The 19,222-nt window shown below is 69.0% G+C and carries 19 protein-coding genes; 9 read left to right on the top strand and 10 right to left on the bottom strand.

Features of this window, described 5'->3' with window-relative positions; translation table 11 throughout:
• Positions 1-157: 157 nt before the first annotated feature.
• From KZX42_RS11230 to KZX42_RS11220, 3 genes are all read left to right on the top strand, one after another.
• Positions 158-1,840, top strand: a complete 1,683-nt coding sequence (locus KZX42_RS11230; RefSeq protein ID WP_248119428.1) for a glycosyltransferase family 39 protein — start codon at positions 158-160, stop codon at positions 1,838-1,840.
• Positions 1,840-2,754: a hydroxymethylglutaryl-CoA lyase gene (locus KZX42_RS11225; RefSeq protein ID WP_248119427.1), complete on the top strand. Its 915-nt coding sequence runs from the start codon at positions 1,840-1,842 to the stop codon at positions 2,752-2,754. The genes KZX42_RS11230 and KZX42_RS11225 overlap by 1 nt, the downstream gene beginning before the upstream one ends.
• Before the next feature lie 108 nt (positions 2,755-2,862).
• Positions 2,863-3,288, top strand: a complete 426-nt coding sequence (locus tag KZX42_RS11220; protein WP_248119426.1) for a hypothetical protein — start codon at positions 2,863-2,865, stop codon at positions 3,286-3,288.
• A 195-nt stretch (positions 3,289-3,483) separates the two neighbouring features.
• On the opposite strand, the gene KZX42_RS11215 is transcribed toward KZX42_RS11220, so the two are convergent.
• The 3 genes from KZX42_RS11215 to KZX42_RS11205 form a co-directional block, all read right to left on the bottom strand.
• A complete protein-coding gene (locus KZX42_RS11215; RefSeq protein WP_248119425.1) occupies positions 3,484-3,840 on the bottom strand; it encodes a hypothetical protein in 357 nt (118 codons plus the stop codon).
• Complete coding sequence (phaR, locus tag KZX42_RS11210) at positions 3,837-4,469, bottom strand: polyhydroxyalkanoate synthesis repressor PhaR (protein WP_248119424.1); 633 nt, start codon at positions 4,467-4,469, stop codon at positions 3,837-3,839. The genes KZX42_RS11215 and phaR overlap by 4 nt, the downstream gene beginning before the upstream one ends.
• A 93-nt stretch (positions 4,470-4,562) precedes the next feature.
• Entirely contained in the window at positions 4,563-5,276 is a 714-nt protein-coding gene (locus KZX42_RS11205) for a hemolysin III family protein (protein WP_248119423.1), read from the bottom strand.
• Positions 5,277-5,435: 159 nt separating this feature from the next.
• Here KZX42_RS11205 and KZX42_RS11200 point away from each other — a divergent pair, with 159 nt between their 5' ends.
• Positions 5,436-6,611: an acetyl-CoA C-acetyltransferase gene (locus tag KZX42_RS11200; RefSeq protein ID WP_248119422.1), complete on the top strand. Its 1,176-nt coding sequence runs from the start codon at positions 5,436-5,438 to the stop codon at positions 6,609-6,611.
• 48 nt (positions 6,612-6,659) lie between these two features.
• Here the strand turns inward: KZX42_RS11200 and KZX42_RS11195 are convergent, their stop codons facing one another.
• On the bottom strand, positions 6,660-8,264 hold the full coding sequence (locus tag KZX42_RS11195; RefSeq protein WP_248119421.1) for a M20/M25/M40 family metallo-hydrolase: 1,605 nt from the start codon (positions 8,262-8,264) through the stop codon (positions 6,660-6,662).
• Positions 8,265-8,381: 117 nt separating this feature from the next.
• On the bottom strand, positions 8,382-9,359 hold the full coding sequence (gene htpX, locus KZX42_RS11190; protein WP_248119420.1) for a zinc metalloprotease HtpX: 978 nt from the start codon (positions 9,357-9,359) through the stop codon (positions 8,382-8,384).
• A gap of 95 nt (positions 9,360-9,454) precedes the next feature.
• Between htpX and KZX42_RS17340 the strand changes: the two genes are divergently transcribed.
• Positions 9,455-9,727, top strand: a complete 273-nt coding sequence (locus KZX42_RS17340) for a DUF1674 domain-containing protein (RefSeq protein ID WP_248119419.1) — start codon at positions 9,455-9,457, stop codon at positions 9,725-9,727.
• 110 nt (positions 9,728-9,837) lie between these two features.
• Positions 9,838-10,965: a hypothetical protein gene (locus KZX42_RS11180; protein WP_248119418.1), complete on the top strand. Its 1,128-nt coding sequence runs from the start codon at positions 9,838-9,840 to the stop codon at positions 10,963-10,965.
• Between the two features lie 42 nt (positions 10,966-11,007).
• Here the strand turns inward: KZX42_RS11180 and pyrF are convergent, their stop codons facing one another.
• Positions 11,008-11,727, bottom strand: a complete 720-nt coding sequence (gene pyrF, locus KZX42_RS11175; protein ID WP_248119417.1) for an orotidine-5'-phosphate decarboxylase — start codon at positions 11,725-11,727, stop codon at positions 11,008-11,010.
• Positions 11,728-11,813: 86 nt separating this feature from the next.
• On the opposite strand from pyrF, the gene KZX42_RS11170 reads away from it, so the two are divergent.
• Positions 11,814-12,509, top strand: a complete 696-nt coding sequence (locus KZX42_RS11170) for a MarC family protein (protein WP_248119416.1) — start codon at positions 11,814-11,816, stop codon at positions 12,507-12,509.
• A 7-nt stretch (positions 12,510-12,516) separates the two neighbouring features.
• Here the strand turns inward: KZX42_RS11170 and KZX42_RS11165 are convergent, their stop codons facing one another.
• Positions 12,517-12,915 carry a metallopeptidase family protein gene (locus KZX42_RS11165; protein WP_248119415.1) on the bottom strand — a complete coding sequence of 133 codons (399 nt, stop codon included), beginning with the start codon at positions 12,913-12,915 and terminating at the stop codon, positions 12,517-12,519.
• A 128-nt stretch (positions 12,916-13,043) separates the two neighbouring features.
• On the opposite strand from KZX42_RS11165, the gene KZX42_RS11160 reads away from it, so the two are divergent.
• Entirely contained in the window at positions 13,044-15,365 is a 2,322-nt protein-coding gene (locus KZX42_RS11160) for a PAS domain-containing sensor histidine kinase (protein ID WP_248119414.1), read from the top strand.
• Here the strand turns inward: KZX42_RS11160 and KZX42_RS11155 are convergent.
• Positions 15,362-17,005 carry a M28 family peptidase gene (locus tag KZX42_RS11155; RefSeq protein ID WP_248119413.1) on the bottom strand — a complete coding sequence of 548 codons (1,644 nt, stop codon included), beginning with the start codon at positions 17,003-17,005 and terminating at the stop codon, positions 15,362-15,364. The two genes, KZX42_RS11160 and KZX42_RS11155, sit on opposite strands and share 4 nt — an antisense overlap.
• A 37-nt stretch (positions 17,006-17,042) precedes the next feature.
• Positions 17,043-18,248 carry a TIGR03862 family flavoprotein gene (locus KZX42_RS11150; protein WP_248119412.1) on the bottom strand — a complete coding sequence of 402 codons (1,206 nt, stop codon included), beginning with the start codon at positions 18,246-18,248 and terminating at the stop codon, positions 17,043-17,045.
• Between the two features lie 64 nt (positions 18,249-18,312).
• Between KZX42_RS11150 and greA the strand changes: the two genes are divergently transcribed.
• Positions 18,313-18,792 carry a transcription elongation factor GreA gene (greA, locus tag KZX42_RS11145; protein ID WP_248119496.1) on the top strand — a complete coding sequence of 160 codons (480 nt, stop codon included), beginning with the start codon at positions 18,313-18,315 and terminating at the stop codon, positions 18,790-18,792.
• Positions 18,793-18,795: 3 nt separating this feature from the next.
• Here greA and KZX42_RS11140 read toward each other — a convergent pair whose 3' ends face one another.
• Positions 18,796-19,209 (bottom strand): helix-turn-helix transcriptional regulator, encoded by a 414-nt coding sequence (locus KZX42_RS11140; protein WP_248119411.1) that lies wholly within the window; start codon positions 19,207-19,209, stop codon positions 18,796-18,798.
• Between the last annotated feature and the right edge of the window lie 13 nt (positions 19,210-19,222).

The following is a 19,222-nucleotide window of genomic DNA, read 5'->3' as shown; positions in this document are numbered from 1 at the left end:
GCGAGTGAAACGGACGGTGCGACCTTGCGTCTCATGGCGGGCGGGCGGGGCGGGGGCGCGCGGCCGCGCCGCCTCTCCGTCGTTCGGACGCCAGATGACGGGCGGTCCTGCGAGGGAGCGCTTCCGGCGAGCGTCGTGGGCGTGATACGACGCTCGGATGAACCGCCTGAACCTGGATCACCTTATCGCCGGTTGGAGGGGGCCGCTGTTCGCCGCCCTGCTGACGCTGATCGCCGGCCTGCCGGGCCTGTTGCTGATGCCGCCGCTGGATCGCGACGAGAGCCGCTTCGCCCAGGCCACGGCCCAGATGGTCGAGAGTGGAGACTATGTGGATATCCGCTTCCAGGACGAGCCGCGCTGGAAGAAGCCGGTCGGCATCTACTGGCTGCAGGCGGCGGCGGTGGCCCTGACCTCGGACGTCGAGGATCGCCAGATCGCGCCCTATCGGATTCCGTCCCTGCTGGGCGCAGTGCTGGCGGCCTGGGCGGTGGCCTGGGCCGGGTCGGCGATGCTGGGCGGTCGCGTCGGCTTCCTCGGCGGAGCGATCATGGGGGCGACCTTCCTGTTGTCCACCGAGGCGGGCATCGCCAAGACCGATGCCATGCTGTGCGGGGCGACCACCCTGGCCATGGCGGCCCTGGCGCGCATCTATATGGCGACCCGGGCCGGGGAGCGGCCGGAACGGCTGCACAAATTCCTGTTCTGGGCGGGGCTGGGCCTGTCGGTCCTGATCAAGGGGCCCATCGGATTTCTGGTCATCGCCTTGGCCGTCATCGCCGTGTCGATCTGGGACCGGAACGTCAAATGGCTCTATCGCCTCGGTTGGGGCTGGGGACTGCCGCTGGTCGCCCTGATGGTGGGGCCATGGGCCATCGCCATCACCATCGCCACCGACGGCGGCTTCTGGCGCGAGGCCATCGGGGGCGATCTCGCGCCCAAGATCGCCGGCGCCCATGAGAGCCATTCGGGCTTCCCCGGCATGTATCTGTTGCTGGCGCCCCTGCTGTTCTTCCCCTCCACCCTTCTGTTGCCCGCCGCCGTCTCGACGGGTTGGAACCGGCGGGCCGAGCCGGCGATCCGGTTCCTGGTCTGCTGGGTGCTGCCGGGCTGGCTGATGTTCGAACTCGCGCCGACCAAGCTGTGGCACTACACCCTGCCGACCTTCGGCGGGCTGGCGCTTCTGGCCGCCGCCGCCCTGGCCCGGCCCATCGGCAAGGTTTCGCGCATCACGGGCGCAATCCTGGCCGGGTTCGCGGCGATCCTGATCATCGGCATCACGGTGTATGGGCTGACGGTCTATGGCACCTCAACCGCCCAGACCTGGGCGGCGCTGACAGTGGTCATGGCTCTGGCGGCCGGGGCCATGGGAGCCTTCCTGCTTTTGAACCGGGCGCCGGTCGCGGCCCTGATCGCCTCGCTGGCCTTCGGGATCGTCGCGCACGCGGCGCTGGCCGGCACCATCCGCCAACTGCGCCCCCTGGCCATCGCGCCCCAGCTTGAGCGGACGCTGGAGGCCGCCGACCTGCATCCGCGTCAAGGCCGCACGCCGGGCCCCGTGGCCATCACCGGCTTCCATGAGCCCAGCTTCGTCTTCCTGACCGGACGCGACACCGAACTGACTGACGCGCAAGGGGCCGCCGAAGCCCTGGCCGAGGGCCGGCCCGCCATCGTCGAAGGCCGTGACGCCGACGCCTTCCGCGCCGCCGCCGCGCGCCTGGGCGTCTCGGGCCGGGCGGTCGGGGTGGTCAACGGCTACAACTATTCCGCCGGGGACGAGGTCAGTCTGACGGTCTATGCGCCGCCGCCCAGAAACGGCAACGCCGCCGCGGGAGCCGAGTAATGGGTCGCTTCATCCAGATCGTCGAAGTCGGCCCGCGCGACGGGCTGCAGAACGAAAAGGCGGTTCTCGAGCCCGCCGTGCGCGCCGATTTGGTGCGCAGGCTGGAGGCGGCGGGCGCGAAACGGATCGAGGCCGTCTCCTTCGTCCATCCCAGATATGTGCCGCAGATGGCCGGCGCCGAAGAGGTCATGGCCGCCCTGCCGCGTCAGCCGGAGCGCAGCCGCATCGGCCTGGTCCTCAACGGCAAGGGCTATGACCGGGCGCTTGCGACCGGGGTGGACGAGGTCAATGTCTCGGTCGCCGCGACGGACGGCTTCGGTCTGAAGAACCAGGGCCTGGCTGTGAAGGACCAACTGGGCATGCTGGCGGACATCGTGGCGCGGCGGCACAACGCCGAGGCGTCCGAAGGCGCGCCGTCGCTGTCGGCCATGATCTCCTGCGTCTGGGGCTGTCCGTTCGACGGCGAGGTCTCGGTCGATCAGGTCGCGGACATGGTCGGGGCCATCGCGGCGATGGGCGTCCGGGAGATCGGTCTGGCCGACACCATCGGCGCCGGCGATCCCTGGGCGGTGACGCGGAAGGTCGAGGCGGCCAGGGCCGCAGCCCCCGGCGCGACCCTGCGCCTGCATTTCCACGACACCCGCAATACCGGCCTGGCCAACGCCTATGCCGGGGTTCAGGCTGGGATCGACGTGCTGGACGCCTCAGTCGGGGGCGTCGGCGGCTGTCCGTTCGCACCCGGCGCCACGGGCAATATCGCCACCGAAGACCTGGTCTATATGCTGGAGCGCGGCGGGTTCCAGACGGGCTATGACCTGGACGCCCTGATCGAGACGGCGCGCTGGATCGGTCAGGCCATCGGCCGACCGGCGCCCTCGGCGCTCAGCCGGGCGGGCGGCTTTCCCCCGTCCTGATTGGGACGACGGGACCGCGGCGGCCCTGTGGCGGCGTGTCGCAAACGGGGCTATTCATAAGGAATGGACGCGAAGAGCCCGGGGGGCGGGTCGCGTAGAGGACCGACCATGTTGATCGCCATTCCGCTGCTGCTGATCCCGGTGGTCCTCTACAATATCGTGGTGCTGTTCGGCGGCTCTGGCGACGCGGGCGTGGCGCAGGCCGACGTGCTGCTGCGCGATCCGCTGTTCGCCGTCACCATGACGTCCGGCGCGCAATGGACCATCGGTTCGGGCGATCTGATCCTGTTCCTGGGGTTGATCCTTCTGTTCTTCGAACTGCTGAAGTCGACGTCAAGCCAGCGGGTGGCCATCATCAATCACGCCCTGTCGATGATCCTGTTCATCGGCGTGCTGATCGAGTTCCTGCTTTTGCCGGGTTTCGCCACCTCGACCTTCTTCCTGATCGTGACGATGATCCTGCTGGACGTGCTGGCCGGCTTCATCGTCACCATCATCGCCTCACGCAAAGATTTCGACTTCGGCGGGGCGTGACCTCTCCGGCACGTGGGGCCCGGCGACCTCACGAAGGCCGACGGCCGAAGGCGCGTGTGCCTAGGAAAAGGCCGAGAAGATCAGGGCCACGACGGCGACGTCGAAGAATTTTGCGGCGAGGCTGAAGGCGGCGGGCATGATCGGGTCCGACGTGAGGCGTGTGACGGCGCCTCCAGCAAACCCCGTGCCGCCTGGTCAGATGTCGGTCTTGGTCGTCCTGCCCGTGGTCGGGCGGCGCTCGGCCGCGCCGGAATATTCAGTTCCGAGATAGGCGGAGCGGGCCGCGTCCAGCACGGGCGGGCCGCCGCGCAGGCCGCGCTTCTGGCCGCTCTGGCCCATCTGCTGGGCGACGAAGGCGGCCGCGCCGGGTTCGGCGGCCGGTTGCACGGCAGCTCTTGCCGGGCGGTCCTGCGTCTTGGCCTGGAGTTCGGGCGCATCCAGGGCCACCAGATCGCGCGAGGGCGGGTTGGCGCGCCGCTCGCGCTCGCGCCGTTCGCCCTCGCGCCGCTCGATGCGCTCGGGCCCGCCGACAGCGCCGATACGGTCGGTCATTTGGGCTTGGCGCTGGCCAGCTTGTCGATCTGGCGTCGCATCTCGTCCATCTGGCGGCGCATTTCGTCCAGGGCGTCAGGCGCGCTCGCGGCCGGCTCTGGTGAAGCGGTCTGTTCAGCGCGCGTTTCGGCGGTGGGTTCGGCGCGGGCGTAGCCGAAACCGGGGAACATCTGCATGGCGCGTTCGAACATGGCGATGTTGGCGCGGGCCGCGTCCTCCATCAAGCTGGCGCCCGCGCCGGTTCCAAAGGCGCGGCTCATCTGGCTGGCGAACTGTTCCTGCTGCTTGCCGAAATTGGCCAGCGACATCTCCAGATAGGAGGGCAGAACCCCCTGCATCTGGCCGCCGTAGAAGCCGATCAGCTGACGCAGGAACTGGACCGGCAGCAGGGCCTCGCCCCGGCTTTCCTCCTCGAAGATGATCTGGGTCAGGATCTGGCGCGTCAGGTCGTCGTTGGTCTTGGCGTCGTAGACGACGAATTCGACACCCTCGCGGACCATGGTCGCCAGGTCTTCCAGCGTCACATAGGCGCTGGTTCGCGTGTTGTAGAGGCGTCGGTTCGCATACTTCTTGATCACGACCGTCTCGGTCGCATCCTTGTTTCCACCCTTGGTTTTTTCGTCAGCCACGCTTGTTCTCGCGATGTTGCAACGCATCACTATCCCCCCTTGCGCGCTCAAGCGCCAGAGGGGGCGACGATGCGCCGGATGCTGAGCGTTTTCTCAGTGCGTCAAGGCCGGGGCCAGGACGACGCCGACCAAGACGGCCGCCCAATGCACGGTGGCGCCGGTCACGACGAACCCATGCCAGATGGCGCGACGGAAACGGACCTTGGGGCTGATGAAGACGAAGACCCCGGCGGTGTAGATCAGCCCGCCGATCACAAGCAGGGCCAGGGCGATCGGATGAACCGTTTCGACCATCGGTTTCAGGGCGGCGACCGCCAGCCAGCCGAAGACGACATAGACCCCGCTCCAGAACCGATCCGAGATGCGTGGCGCAAACAGCTTCACGCCCGCGCCCATGAAGGCCAAGGTCCAGATCAGGGTGGTGAAGCCCACGGCCCACACCCCCTCGAACCGCTGGGTAGTGAAGGGGGTGTAGCTGCCGGCGATCATCAGGAAGATGGCCGCCTCGTCCAGCCGCCGCAGAACCGGCCGCGCCGCGCAGGGGTTGGTCCAGTTGTAGATGGTGGAGGCCGTCAGCATTCCCACCAGACACAGCGCATAGATGGCGGTGGCCAGCACCCCGCCGATGCCGGTGTAGACCCCCGCCAGGCCCGCCAGGATGATCCCGCCGACCGCCGCCAGCATCAGTCCGACAACATGGACCCACAGGTCCGCCAGCTTTTCCGCCCGCGTCGGATAATGGTCGATCATGTCCAGCTCGTCCGGCGTGCAGACGTGGGCGACAAGACGTTTGATCGTGCGCAGCATGGCCAATCCAATCCCAGATCGCGCTTATCGTTCCGCCACAATGCGCCGACAGGGTGACGAAGCGCTGAATCAGCCGGTGGGCGCCTCGTCGCAGGTGACGAAGCCGCCGCGATGCGGCAAAACGGCCACGCATCTTTATTCCCTAGAGAGTGAAATCCCATGACCGAGGTCGTCATCGTCTCCGCCGCCCGCACGCCGGTCGGATCGTTCATGGGGGGGCTGGCCGCCCTGCCGGCGTCCAAGCTCGGCGAGATCGCCATCAAGGCGGCGCTGGAGCGCGCCGACGTGTCCGGCGATGAGGTCGATGAGGTGATCCTGGGCCATGTGCTGCAGGCCGCCGCCGGGCAAGGCCCAGCGCGTCAGGCCGCCGTGGGCGCAGGGGTCAGGAAGGAGGCCGCAGCCTGGAGCATCAACCAGATCTGCGGCTCGGGCCTGCGCGCCGTGGCTCTCGCCGCACAGCAGATCGCGCTAGGGGATGCGAAGATCGTGGTTGCGGGCGGTCAGGAAAGCATGAGCCAGGCGCCGCACGCCCAGCAGCTTCGCAATGGTCACAAGATGGGCGATGTCGCCTTCGTCGACACCATGATCAAGGACGGGCTGTGGGACGCCTTCAACGGCTATCACATGGGCCAGACCGCCGAGAACATCGCCGAAAAGTGGGCGATCAGCCGGGAGGCCCAGGATGAGTTCGCCCTGGCCAGCCAGCACAAGGCCGAGGCTGCCCAGAAGGCCGGCAAGTTCGCCGATGAGATCACGCCCGTCGTCATCCCCGGCAAGAAGGCCGACGTCATCGTCGACCAGGACGAATACATCCGCCACGGCGCGACCATCGAGGCCATGCAGAAGCTGCGTCCGGCCTTCACCAGGGACGGCAGCGTCACCGCCGCCAACGCCTCGGGCCTGAACGACGGCGCCGCGGCTCTGGTGCTGATGAGCGCCGATGAGGCCAAGGCGCGCGGGCTGGAGCCGCTGGCCCGCATCGCCTCCTACGCCACGGCGGGCGTCGATCCGTCGATCATGGGCACGGGACCGATCCCGGCATCCAGAAAGGCGCTGGAGAAGGCGGGCTGGAGCGTCGCTGATCTCGATCTGGTCGAATCCAACGAGGCCTTCGCCGCCCAGAGCCTTTGCGTGGTCAAGGAGCTGGGCCTCGATCCGGCCAAGGTCAACGTCAACGGCGGCGCCATCGCCATCGGCCACCCCATCGGCGCCTCGGGCGCGCGCATCCTGACGACCCTGCTGTTCGAGATGAAGCGTTCGGGCGCCAGGAAGGGTTTGGCGACCCTGTGCATCGGCGGCGGCATGGGCGTGGCCCTGTGCGTCGAGCGCGCCTGAAGCCTTCTAATTGATGAGGGGCGAGGATTTCCTCGCCCCTTTTTCGTTTCAGTCCGCCCGGTATTCGAACGGGTCGCTCGGGGTCGGCTCGGTCGGCAGCGGCATCCGGGGCAGGGGGGCGTCGCGGTTGGCGGCGTTCAGCAGGAAGCTGGCCAGGATGATGGCCGCCTGACGCAGGTCCTCGGCCTTCAGGTGGTCATAGCTGTCGATGCTGGTGTGGTGCAGGCGGCTGGAATAGTCGAGCGGGTCCTGAATGAACTGATATCCCGGAATGCCGACCGTCTGCATATAGACGTGGTCGGTTCCGCCGGATGGACGCAGGGACACCGTGGTGGCGCCCATGCTGGCGAAGGGGGCCAGCCATTCCTGGAAGATCGGGGCGGCGGCGACATTGCCCTCGGCGTTGATGCCCCGGATCTTGCCCGAGCCGTTGTCGAGATTGAAATAGGCGACCAGATCGCGATAGCCCGCGCGCGGCTGGACCGGCCAGCGGCTGCGCCAGGTGCGGTTGTTCGGCAGATGGGCCAGGGCGGGATCGTTTGACGGCGCGCGCGTCGCCAGATGTTGATCGACGTAGGCCAGAGAGCCGAGGATGCCCTGCTCCTCGCCGTTCCACAGGGCGAAACGGATGGTGCGCTTGGGCTGGACGCCCAGGGTCTTCAGGATGCGCGCGGCTTCCATGACCACGGCGCTGCCCGCCGCATTGTCCACCGCGCCGTCCGAGGCGACCCAGCTGTCCAGGTGGGCGCCGGCCATGACGTATTCCGTGCCGCGCGCCGTGCCGGGGATGTCGGCCAGGATGTTGTAGGCGTTGACGTCCTCGTCATGGAAACGCACCTCGCTGTTCAGCTCCAGCGTCGGCGGCGTGTCGGTCAGGGCCAGGCGGGCCAGACGGCGATAATCCTCGGCCGCTAGCTCCATCCCCGCCAGCTTCGGCGTAGCGCCGATTTGATAGGTGTAGCCCGTGCCGTGCAGCAGGCCGCCGTCACGCTGGGAGATGCGGACCCAGGCCAGGGCGCCCTGTTCGACCAGGAAGGCGTCCAGTTTCGAGGCGAAGTCGGCGGTCTCCAGCGACTTGCGGATGGCCTCGGGCGAATACTGCGGCTGGACGTAGGTGTTGCGGTCGGCGAGGTCGGCGGCGCTGAGGCGGCGGAATGCGGGTTCAGTCGGTTCCGACCCCGTGCCGGGCAGGGAGATCATGACGATCTTGCCCGACAGCTTGCCGCGCCATTTGTCGAAATCCTCGACCTTGGACAGGGGGGCGACGATCACGCCCGCGCTGATGGTTCCGTTGGTGCTGGGCGTCCAGGCCACCGGGATGGCGCGCAGGTCCAGCGGGCGGGGCGTCGTCATCCGGGCGCTGGAGCGGACGATGGACCAGCCGCGTCCGAACTCGAAACCCTCGGCCCGGACGTTGGACAGGCCATAGTTGCGGAACTGCTGTTGCGCCCACTGCTCGGCCTCGCGCATCTGAGGCGAGTTGGTCATCCGTCCGCCGATCCGGTCGGTCAGATAGGCGGCGTTCTGCATCACCTGACTTTGGTTCAGTCCCTGGTCGATGATGCCGTTGATGGCGACCCGGTCAACGGACTGGGCCATGACAGGGGTGGCCAGGAGAGCGGCGGCGGAGACAAAGGCGAGCAGACGCGACATTCAACAAACAGCCCCATGATTCAGATGGGCGGCATCTGACGCGATGACGCCGGTTTACGCAAATCCGACAGGGTGTGGCGAACCGCCCCGGTCGGGACGCGGATCGTTTTCGTCGCCTCAGCCCCACGGACCTCTGGACGGGGGCGGCGTGGTCGGCACGCCGGTCGTGCTGGCGGTGAAACCCGCGGCAGGGCGGGGCTGGGTCGGTTCCGGCGCGGATTGTGTCGCGCGCGGCTGCATTCCCATCTTGGCGCCCAACTCCATCAGGGCGCGCACGCGGTTGCCGGTCGCCGGGTGGGTCGAGAACAGATTGTCCGCCCCGCGTCCCGCCAGCGGATTGATGATGAACAGCTGGCCCGAGGCCGGATTGCGCTCGGCCGTGGGATTATGGATGCGTTTGGCGTAGGCCTCGATCTTCTGCAGGGCGCTGGCCAGGGCCTGGGGATCGCCCGCGATCTCGGCGCCGACGCGGTCGGCCTCATATTCACGGCTGCGGCTGATGGCCATCTGGACCAGACCCGCCGCCATGGGGGCCAGCAGCATCAGGGCCAGTGCGCCGATGATCCCACCCGGACGCTCGCGGTCGTTGCCGCCGAAGAACAGGGCGAAGTTGGCCAGGGCCGCGATGGCGCCCGCGATGGTCGCCGTCACCGTCATGGTCAGGGTGTCGCGGTTCTTCACATGGGCCAGTTCGTGGGCCATCACGCCGCGAACCTCCTCGCGGGTCAGCATGTCGAGCAGGCCGGTGGTGGCGCAGACGGCGGCGTTTTCAGGGTTGCGGCCGGTGGCGAAGGCGTTCGGCTGGTCGCTGGGGATGATGGCGATCTGGGGCTGGGGCATTCCCGCGTCCCGAGCCATCTGGCGAACATCGGCGACATAGTTGCGGACGACCGCATTGGGATGCTGCTCGTCGACCGGCTGGGCCTTGTACATCTTCAGCACGATCTTGTCGGCGTTCCAGTAGCTGAACAGATTCATCCCGCCAGCGAACAGCAGGGCGACGGCCATGCCCGTCGCGCCGCCGATCAGATACCCCAGGCCCATGAACAGAGCGGTCATCGCGGCGAGCAGGGCGAAGGTCTTCAGATGGTTCATCGCGGTTCCAGGCCCGATCCGGCCTCAGCGTCTGGCGTCACGGGTTTGATCGTCTATTTGAGGAAAGGCGCACCAAGCCTCAAGGGAGCCGCCCTGTGACCGAACATCCCACCCCCGCGCCGAACGGCGACGACCAGACGCCGCCGACAGGCCCCGTCTTCAACGCCGACGTGCCCCATGCCACGTCCGAGCGGCCGTTGAGCGCGGCCGCCCGTCGCGCCTTGCAGGAGGCGGCGGATCGCCGCGCGCAGCAGCAGACAGCCCAGACGGCGGGCGTCCAGGCCGATCCCGAGCATGGCGGCCCGAGAGGGCCGGAGCCGACCCGGTTCGGCGATTGGGAGAAGAAGGGCATCGCTGTGGATTTCTGACAGGGCGATCATGGGGGCCAGGGCGGCGTTAACCTTCGCTTAAGAAACAGGCGCCGGTTTTGCCAGAATGGGGACAACTCAGAGGAGCTTGTCCCGTGACGATACAGTCGATGATCACCGCCGCGTCGGCGGCTCTGCTGCTCTCCGCAGCGCCCGCCCTAGCCGGAGGTCCCGGCGGCCACGGCGGAATGCCGGGCGGCTGCGGCGGCGGATGTGGCGGCGGCGGCCATTACGGCGGCGGCAACTACAACGCCAATCACAACGTCAATGTGAACGTGAATGGCGGGGCCAACGCCTATTCCAACGCCTACGCCAACTCCGGGGCCTATGCCGGCGCGACCGCCTATTCGGCCATCAACGCCCGCTCCTACTCCAGCTCGTCCACCTTCCAGCGCGGCTATGTCGGCGGGGGCACGACCTATGTGGGGGGCGGCGGCTATTCGGACGGCTATTACGGCGGCGGCTATGGCGGCGGTTATGTGACTTCGGCCCCGGTGCTGGTCGGTCGCCCGCCCGTCAGCGCGCCAGTCGGCTATCCGGTCTATGGCTTCGGTCGCGACTATATCGGCTGGCGCCCGTATCCAGGCCGTCCGGTCGACTGCAACTGCCGCCCGCCCGTGCGCCCGCCGGTTCGCTATGAACAGCGCTACGAGCAGCGTTACGTCGAGCAGCCGCCGGTCTATGTGCAGGCCCCGCCGGTCCAGGTCGCGCCGCAGCGTATCTATGTCGCCCCTTCCCAGGTAAACATCGCCCCCGCCCAGGTCGAGATGGGTCCGCCCACCTATATCGAACAGCCGCCCATCTATGTTCAGGCGCCTCCGGTCAATATCGGGCCCCAGCGCGTGCAGGTGGCCCCGGCCCAGGTCAACCTGGCCCCGGCCCAGGTCGAGGTCGGACCGCCCGTCTATGTGGATCAGGCGCCGATCTACGCCCAGGCCGCCCCCGTCAACATCGGTCCGCAACGGGTCCAGGTCGCTCCAGCCCAGGTCAATGTCGCCCCCGCCCAGGTGGAGGTCGGCGGTCCGGTCTATGTCGATCAGTCGCCCGTCTATGTACAGTCGGCGCCGGTCAACGTCGCCCCGGCCCAGGTCTATGTGGCGCCGCCGGAAGTGAACGCAGCGCCCCCGCCGCCACCTCCCCCGCCCAGCTATTACGGCGACCTGCCGCCGCCAGAGGCGCCGGCGCCCCACGCGCCGCCGCGTCACCGCTACGCCCAGGAGCCGGGCGAGCGGGGCTGACCGCCCGGCGACAATGAAGTGTCGTCGTCGCCCCGGTCTGTCTCAGATCGGGGCGATCTCGTTGGCGATGGCCAGGGCCGCCGCGCGCGGATCGGCGGCGGCCGTGATCGGCCGACCGATCACCAGATGGGTCGCCCCGGCTTGCAGGGCCTTGGCCGGGGTCGCCGCCCGCGCCTGATCGTCCAGCGCCGCGCCGACCGGCCGCACGCCCGGCGTCACGATCAGAAAGTCCGGTCGTCCCGCCGCGATGGCCAGGTCGCGGACGCGCGCCGCCTCGTGCGGGCTGGAGACGACGCCGTCGATCCCGGCGTCCAGCGCCTGGCGCACGCGCAACTCCACCAGGTCGCCCGGCGACAGGCTGTGGTCGTCCGCCGCCAGATCCTCGGCCGTCAGACTGGTCAGGACGGTCACGCCCAGCACCTTCAGCGTCGATCCGGCCGCGCCGCGCCGCGCCGCCGCCATCACTTGGGGCCGCGCATGGACGGTTAGAAGATCGCAGCCGGCCCCGGCCAGATTGGCCGTCGCCTTCTCCACCGTCGCGCCGATGTCGTGCAGTTTCCAGTCCAGGAACACCTGGCGTCCCTGGGCCTTCAGGTGGCGCGCCAGGTCCATGCCGCCCACCGCGAACAGCTGCAGCCCGATCTTGTAGAAGCCGACCGCATCGCCGATCCGCTCGACCAGGGCGGCGGCCTCGTCGGTGGTCGGGACGTCCAGGGCGCAGATGATCCGCGAGCCGGGGGCCGCAACTGAGGTCTGGGTCATCGACGGACTCGCGCTTAGCGGCTATGCCGGACGACCAAGGGGCGCGTCGGCAAGCGGCGTGGACGGATTGAAGGCGAGGGCAGGCGATGAACGCAGTCGATTTGGGTGTCAACCTGTTCGTGACCCTGTTCGCCCTGTTGGACCCCATCGGCAACCTGCCGATCTTCGCCGCCGCCACGGCGGGGGCCACGCTGCGTCAGCGGATTTCGGTCTCGGCCCTGATCTGCGCCTTCGCCACCGTCTTTCTGGCCTTCTTCCTGTTTACGGGTCTGGGCCTGCTGCAGTTCTTCGGCATCTCCCTGGCCGCCTTCCGCATCGCGGGGGGGATTCTGCTGCTGTTCCTGGGGCTGGACATGGCGCGCGGCGATTTCCTGGCCATGTTCGCCGACAAGGATGCGCTGAGCGACGCCAAGGACGTGCGCGGCTATGCCCGCCGCCGGTTCCAGCGCCTGGTCGTGCCCTTCGCCATTCCGCTGATGATCGGGCCGGGCGCCATTTCGGCGGTCATCATCCAGGCGGGCGAGGCGGCCAAGCTGGGCTATGCCGGGACCATGGGCTCGCTGGTCGCCATCGCGGCCGCCTGCGCCGTGTCCTTCGTTTGTTTCGCCCTGACAGGGTCGCTCAGCCGCCTGCTGGGCGAGGTGGGCATGGCCATCGTGGTCAAGGTGCTGGGCCTGATCCTGTGTGCGCTTGCGATCCAGTTCATCCTGCTGGGCCTGGGCGAGGCCATTCCCGGGATGATCTCCGGCGCGGTGACGACGCCCTATCCGGCGGACCGCTGACCCGGCCTCAGTCGGCGTCGTCCTCGATGGCGTGGATGTCGTCGTCGGTCAGGCCCAAGTGGTGGCCGATCTCGTGGATCAGGACGTGGGCGATCAGTTCGGCGATCCCCACGTCGCCGCGCTCGCACCATTCGTCCAGGATCGGACGGCGATAGAGGAAGACCCGCGACGGCTCGACCGCCGGCCCCAGGCCGTCGCGCCGGCCGATGTCCACGCCGTGATACAGGCCCGTCAGTTCGAACGGATCCTCGATCTCCATTTCCGCCAGGGTCGCCTCGTCGGCGAAGTCGTCGATGCGGATCACCACCTCGCCGGCGGCGTGACGGAAGGGGCCGGGCAGGGCGTCGAACGCCTGACGCGCCAGCCGGGCGAAGTCGTCGAGCGAAGGGGCGATGGGGTCGGTCATGACCGCGATATCGCCGCGCCGATCGCCCTTCGCAACGGGGCGCAATGACGCGATCATGAGACTGCCGCATTTTCGCGCAGTTGGCGTTATGGTTAGCGAATCGCGGCGCGCACTTTCCAAGGACACGAATGGCCGAGGCCGACATCGCCTATGTCGCCACTGCAGGCGCAGCCGGACTGGCCATGGCCGTCAGCGCCTGGGCCCTGCTGATGCGCGGCCGGCTGAACGCCGCCGCTGACGACGCCGAGCGCGAGCGCGTCGAGGCCCTGGCCAGCCTGGGCCGCCACGACGCCATGCTGCGCGCCTTCGACGACGTCAGCCTGGCCCTTACGCCCAACGGTCAGGCGGCCGGAGCGCCCATTGGATCGGCGGAGCTGGTGGCGCGGCTGGCCGAGGACAGCCAAGACGTGGGCGCCGCCGTTCTGGCCCGCCTGAGACAGACGCATGGCGCCCTGATTGACGCCCTGGTGCAATCGGGTCAGGCGTTCGAAGGCCTGGTCGCACTGGACGATGTGGAGCCCTGGCGGATCGAGGGTCGGGTCGCGGGGGGCGCGGCCTGGCTGCGTCTGTCGCCGGCCTCGCGCTTCACCTTGACCGGAGCGGATGCGACCGAGAGCGGCCTGGCCATGCTGGGCGACGCCTCGCCCACCCCGACCTGGGTGGTGGACGGCGCGGGCAAGCTAGCCTGGGCCAATCGCGCCTGGCTGAACGCGACCAACGTCGAGACCCTGGACGCCGCCATCGAAAGCGGCCTGTCGTTCGATCGCGGGGCCGACGCCCTGGTCGCCGAGGCCGCCCGGCTGGGCGTGCGTCAGGAGGGCTTTCGCTGGACGACCGGGGGCGGCGCCCGACGCGCCTGGCGCATCATCGCCGAACCGGCGGGCGGCGGCGCCGTCACCGCCTTCGCCATCGACGTCACCGAGGCGGAAGAGACCCGCGACACCCTGCGCCGCCATGTCGAGGCCCATGACGAGACGCTGAACCACCTGGCGGACGCCGTGGCCATCTTCGGCCCGCAGAAGCGGCTGGCCTTCCATAACACCGCCTTCCAGACCCTGTTTGACATCGACCCGGCGTGGCTGGACGAACGCCCGACCCACGCCGAACTTCTGGACCGGCTGCGCCAGCGCCGCAGCCTGCCCGAGGTGGTCGATTACGCCGGGTGGAAGGCGCACGAGCTGGACTTCTACGGCGCGTCCGAGGCTTCGCCCGACGACAGCTGGTCCCTGCCGGACGGGCGGACCTTGCGCGTGGTTCGCCAGCCCCACCCGTTGGGCGGCATCCTGCTGATCTTCTCGGACATCACCGACGAGCTGAAGCTGCGCAGCCGGTTCAACGCCCAGATTCAGGTTCAGCGCGCCACTCTGGACAAGCTGAACGACGCGGTCGCCGTGTTCGGGTCCGACGGCCGTCTGCGTTTGCATAACGAGGCGTTCGAGACCTTCTGGAGCCTGTCGGCCGAGCGGATCGCGACCCTGGCCGACTTCGACGCCCTGGCCGAACCTTGCAAGGCGGTCCTGCCCGATCCGGCCTTGTGGCTGGGGCTGAAGGCTCGCGTCGCCGATCCCGATCCCGAAAGCCGGGTCGCCATTTCGGGAGAGGGGCGAACGGTGGACGGCCGCGTCGCCGCCTGGCAGACCCGCCCCCTGCCGGATGGCGCGACCCTGGTCGCCTTTTCCGACGTTACGGCTCGGCGCGGGCTGGAACAGGCCTTGGTCCAGCGCGAACAGGCCCTGGCCGAAAGCCAGGCCCTGAAGCGCGAGTTCGTGGGCAGCGTCTCCTATGAACTGCGCACGCCGCTGACGACCATCGTCGGCTATTCCGAACTGCTGGAGACGATGGGCGACCTGCCCGACCGCAGCCGCCAGCACGCGGGCGCCATCCGCGTCGCGGCCAGCCAGCTGGCGCGCTCCATCGACGATGTGCTGGACATGGCCCAGATCGACGCCGGAGAGATGGAGCTGTCGTTGGGCGACCTGCGCGTCTGCGATCTGTTGGCCGAGGCGGGCGAAAAGGTCCGCGCCCGGATCGAGGGGCGCGGCGCCAGCCTGACCCTAAGCTGTCCGACCGATCTGAAGCCGATCCGCGCCGACCAGCATCGCATCGGCCAGGCGCTGGATCACCTGCTGGAGAACGCCGCGCGGGCGGTGTCGGACGGCGGGGCGGTGGTGCTGAAGGCCGAGGCCGGTCCGTCAGAGGTGCGCCTGACGGTCTCCGACACCGGGCGCGGCATCCCCTATCATCTGCAGGCCCACGTCTTCGACCGCTTCGTGCGGCGCGAGCGGGGCGGCCCTGGCGTAGGCCTGGCCCTGGTCAAGGCGCTGGTTGAACTGCACGGCGGCTGGGCCGAGGTCGAAAGCGAACCGGGCAAGGGCGCCGCCTTCATCCTGCATCTGCCGCTGGGCGCCGCGACCACCGCCGCCGCGCCCGAGCTTCAGCTGGAGCTTTAACGCCGCGCCGCTCTGGACGCATCCCGCGCCGGTCCGAACTCGGCGCCCGCATTCCATTCCGGCCATTGGTCGCTGTCGGCCAGTTCGCGCCCGACCGCATAGATCAGGGCCACGTCGGCAGCTGCGGCGTCCATCTTCCAGGTGTCATTCCATTCGTCCGTAGGCTGATGGTATCGATTCTGGACATAGTCGCGGCTGGCCGCGCTGGCGCCGGTGAAACCCGCCGCGGGGAACAGGGCCGGCACGCCGCGCAGGGCCAGGGGGAAGTGGTCGGAGCGATAGAAGGCGCCGGCCTGGGGCGCCGGATCGGCGATCAGGGTGCGGCCGGCTTGCGTCGCGTGGCGGGCCAGCACGTCGTCCAGCTGGTTCTTGCCCTTGCCGATGACCACGACGTTGGGGTCGATCTCGGTCCCGGGCAGCAGGCTGTCGACATTGATGTTGGCGACCGTGGTATCCAGCGGCCAGACCGGATTGGCGGCGTAATAGGTCGAGCCTAGCAGGCCCGCCTCCTCGCCCGACCAGGCGGCGAAGACGACCGACCGTTTCGGGCGCGGTCCCTCGGCGAAGGCGTGGGCCAGTTCCAGCAGGGCGGCGACCCCGGTCGCATTGTCCACGGCGGCGTTATAGATCTTGTCGCCCTGGGCGTTCGGCGTGCCGACGCCATAGCCGTCCCAGTGGGCGCCATACATCACGGTCTCATTCGGATGCTCCGAACCCGGAATGCGGGCTATGACGTTCCTGGTCTCCACCCGGTCGGCGATCTGGCCGAAATCGACGCTGAGGGTCAGGCCGGGCAGGACGACGGGCTTGAAGTCGGCGCGACGCGCGCTGGCCTTCAGGGCGACGAAATCCAGGCCGGCGGCGGTGAACAGCTCTTCCGCCTTGGCGCGTTGGATCCAGCCTTGGAAGGGCGCGCGCTCGGCGTCGGGGTTGGCGCGCACAATATCGAACTTGGCCGCCGCCGACGAGTTTTGCAGCGTCGACCAGGGATAGCCGGCGGCGGCCGTCTCATGCACCACCAGGACGCCGGCTGCGCCGCGACGCCCCGCCTCCAGGAATTTGTAGGTCCAGCGGCCGTAGAAGGTCATGGCCTGGCCGTCGAACTTGCCCGCCACCGGCTCGCCCTCGGCGGCCTCGAAATCGGGGTCGTTGACCAGGACGACGATGACCTTGCCCCGCACGTCCACGTCCTTGAAGTCGTCCCACTGGCGCTCGGGCGCCGTCGCGCCGTAGCCGACGAAGACCACCGGCGCGTCGGTCACGGTGATGTGGTTCACTGGTCGGTCGCTGGACACCAGCACGTCCGGCCCGCGCTGCAGGTCGAGGGTGCGGCCCCCGACATGGGCGGCCACCACGGCCGGGCCGTCCTGGCGCGTGCGCGACAGATGGGCGACCTGGACGAAGGCGCCATCCGGCCCGCCGCCCTGGGCGCCCGCCGCCCGGAACTGTTCCACCAGCCAGGCGACGGTCTTCTCCTCGCCGGGCGAGGCGGGGGCGCGGCCTTCGAACTCATCCGAGGCCAGCACCCGCACCGCCTGGTTCATCCGTTCGGCGTCGATCGCCGGCGCCTGCTGGGCCAGGGCGGGCGCACAGGCCATCATCAGGGCTAGGGCGGAAACGGCGGGGAGGGCGTGGCGCATCGAGAACTCCTTATCGAACCGGCCGACCCTGCCCGTCTCAGCCCTGGCTGTCGAGCCAGTCGATCACGCCCTGGGCCGCCACGACGCCCGAGGCGAAGCTGGCCTGCAGCAGATAGCCCCCTGTCGGCGCCTCCCAGTCCAACATTTCGCCCGCGACAAAGACGCCCGGCCGGGCATGCAGCATCAGCCTTGCGTCCACGCCGTCCAGCCGGACGCCGCCGGCCGAGGAGATGGCCCGCTCCAACCCCTGCACGCCGGCCAGGGTCAGAGGCAGGGCCTTGATGCGATTGGCCAGGGCGTGGGGTTCGGCGGGCGGCGGGCCGGCTTCATGCAGGAGGGCCACCGCCGCGGGCTCCAACCCGGTCGTCTTGCGCAGATGGTTCGACAGACTGGTCTTGCCGCGCGGCCGATCCAGCCGTTTGGTCAGGCGCTCCATGTCGATGTCGGGCTTCAGGTCGATCCGCACCTCGGCCTGACCCGCCGCCTCGATCGCATCGCGCAGAGCGGCCGAAAGGGCATAGACGGCGCCGCCCTCCAGCCCGTACCCGGCGATCATCGCCTCGCCCCTGATGGATCGGTCGCCGTGGCTGAGTGCGATCCCCTTCAGCGGCAGACCGGCGAACCGCTCGCGGAACAGCGGCGACCAGGCGACGTCGAAACCGACGTTGGCGGGCCGAAACGGCGTCGTGGGCGCCCCCAGCCAAGCGGTCCAGGCGCCGTCCGACCCCAGGCGCGGCCAGCTGGCGCCGCCTAGGGCCAGAACCACGGCGGCTGGCCGTTCCTGCCGCTGGCCTTCCGGCGTCTCGAACGCCAGCGCCCCGTCTCGCCATCCGGTCCAGCGCGAGCGGGTGCGGACCAGGACCCCCAACGTCTCCAGCCGCGCCAGCCAGGCGCGCAGCAGGGGCGAAGCCTTCATCGCCTTGGGAAAGACCCGCCCGCTGGATCCCACGAAGGTCGGCTGGCCCAGACCTTCGACCCATTGCGTCAGGTCCTCCGGCGAGAAGTCCTCGATCCAACCGCCGACAGCCGCCTGGGCGGGGCCGTAGCGGCTGACGAACCGCTCAGTCGCCTCGGAATGGGTCAGGTTCAGCCCGCCCCGTCCGGCCATCAGGAACTTGCGCGCCACCGACGGCATTCGGTCGTGGACCACGACGCCCAGCCCTGCCTGGGCCAGTCGTTCGGCCGCCATCAGGCCGGCCGGACCGGCACCGATCACATGAACCTGTCTGATGGATTCGTTCATCGCCTCGCTTTGCCCGGTCGGCTCGGCTCTGGCTATAGGCGCGGGCGTCGCTATGTTCCGTACCATGAGCGTCGCCTTCACCCGAGAAGAAGATCTAGAGGCCACCGCCGCAGACCTGGCGGATCGCCCGATTTCGCCCCATCCCAATCTGGTCACGCCGCAGGGTCTGGCCTTGATCGAGGCCGAACTGGCCTCGGCGCGCGCCGCCTATACGGCCGCCCAGGTGCAGGGTTCGATAGAGAGCGACCGCACCGCCATGGCCCGGGCGACGCGCGACCTGCGCTACTGGTCCGCGCGACGCGCCTCGGCCCAACTGGTCGAGCCGGGCGAGGACGAGGGCGTCGTGCGCTTCGGCGGCTCCGTCACCATCGAACGCGACGACGGCCGCACCCAGACCTGGCGCATCGTCGGCGAGGACGAGGCCGATCCGGCGGCCGGTTCGGTCAGCCACGTCTCGCCGCTATCGCGCGCCGTCATGGGCCGCCGCGTCGGGGAAGAAGTGCAGGTGGCCGGGCAGGCGGCCGAGATCACGGCCATCGGCTAGATTTCAGGCGTCGTCGCCCACGCCTTCGTCCAGCATTTCGCGCATGATCTGCACGACCGCCTTTTGCTTTCGTAGCGGCAGGCGGGGGGCCAGTTTGGCGATCTCCAAACTCTGTTTGGTCATCGGGAAGTCGTGGTCGAAGCCGGGCGCCGCAGCCTCGGACAGGCCGGGCTGCCGAAGCGGAACGCCGTCGAAGAAGAAGGCGATCTCCTCCTTCATGAACTGGGCGATTTCAAACAGCTTGGACGCCGAAACGCGGTTCGTGCCCTTTTCGTATTTCTGCACCTGCTGGAAGCTGACGCCGACCGCATTGGCCAGGGCGGTCTGGGTGAGACCCAGGTTCAGCCGCTTCTCCTGGACGCGACGGCCGACATGGCGATCCACGGGGTGGATGGTCTCGTCCTTGTCCTGCGCCATTGTCCTCGCCCCC

Origin of the sequence: Brevundimonas sp. EYE_349, assembly GCF_023147505.1 — a bacterium.
Classification (GTDB): domain Bacteria; phylum Pseudomonadota; class Alphaproteobacteria; order Caulobacterales; family Caulobacteraceae; genus Brevundimonas.
Note: the sequence above shows the minus strand (reverse complement) of the source record. Positions and strands in the feature narration are given on the sequence as shown.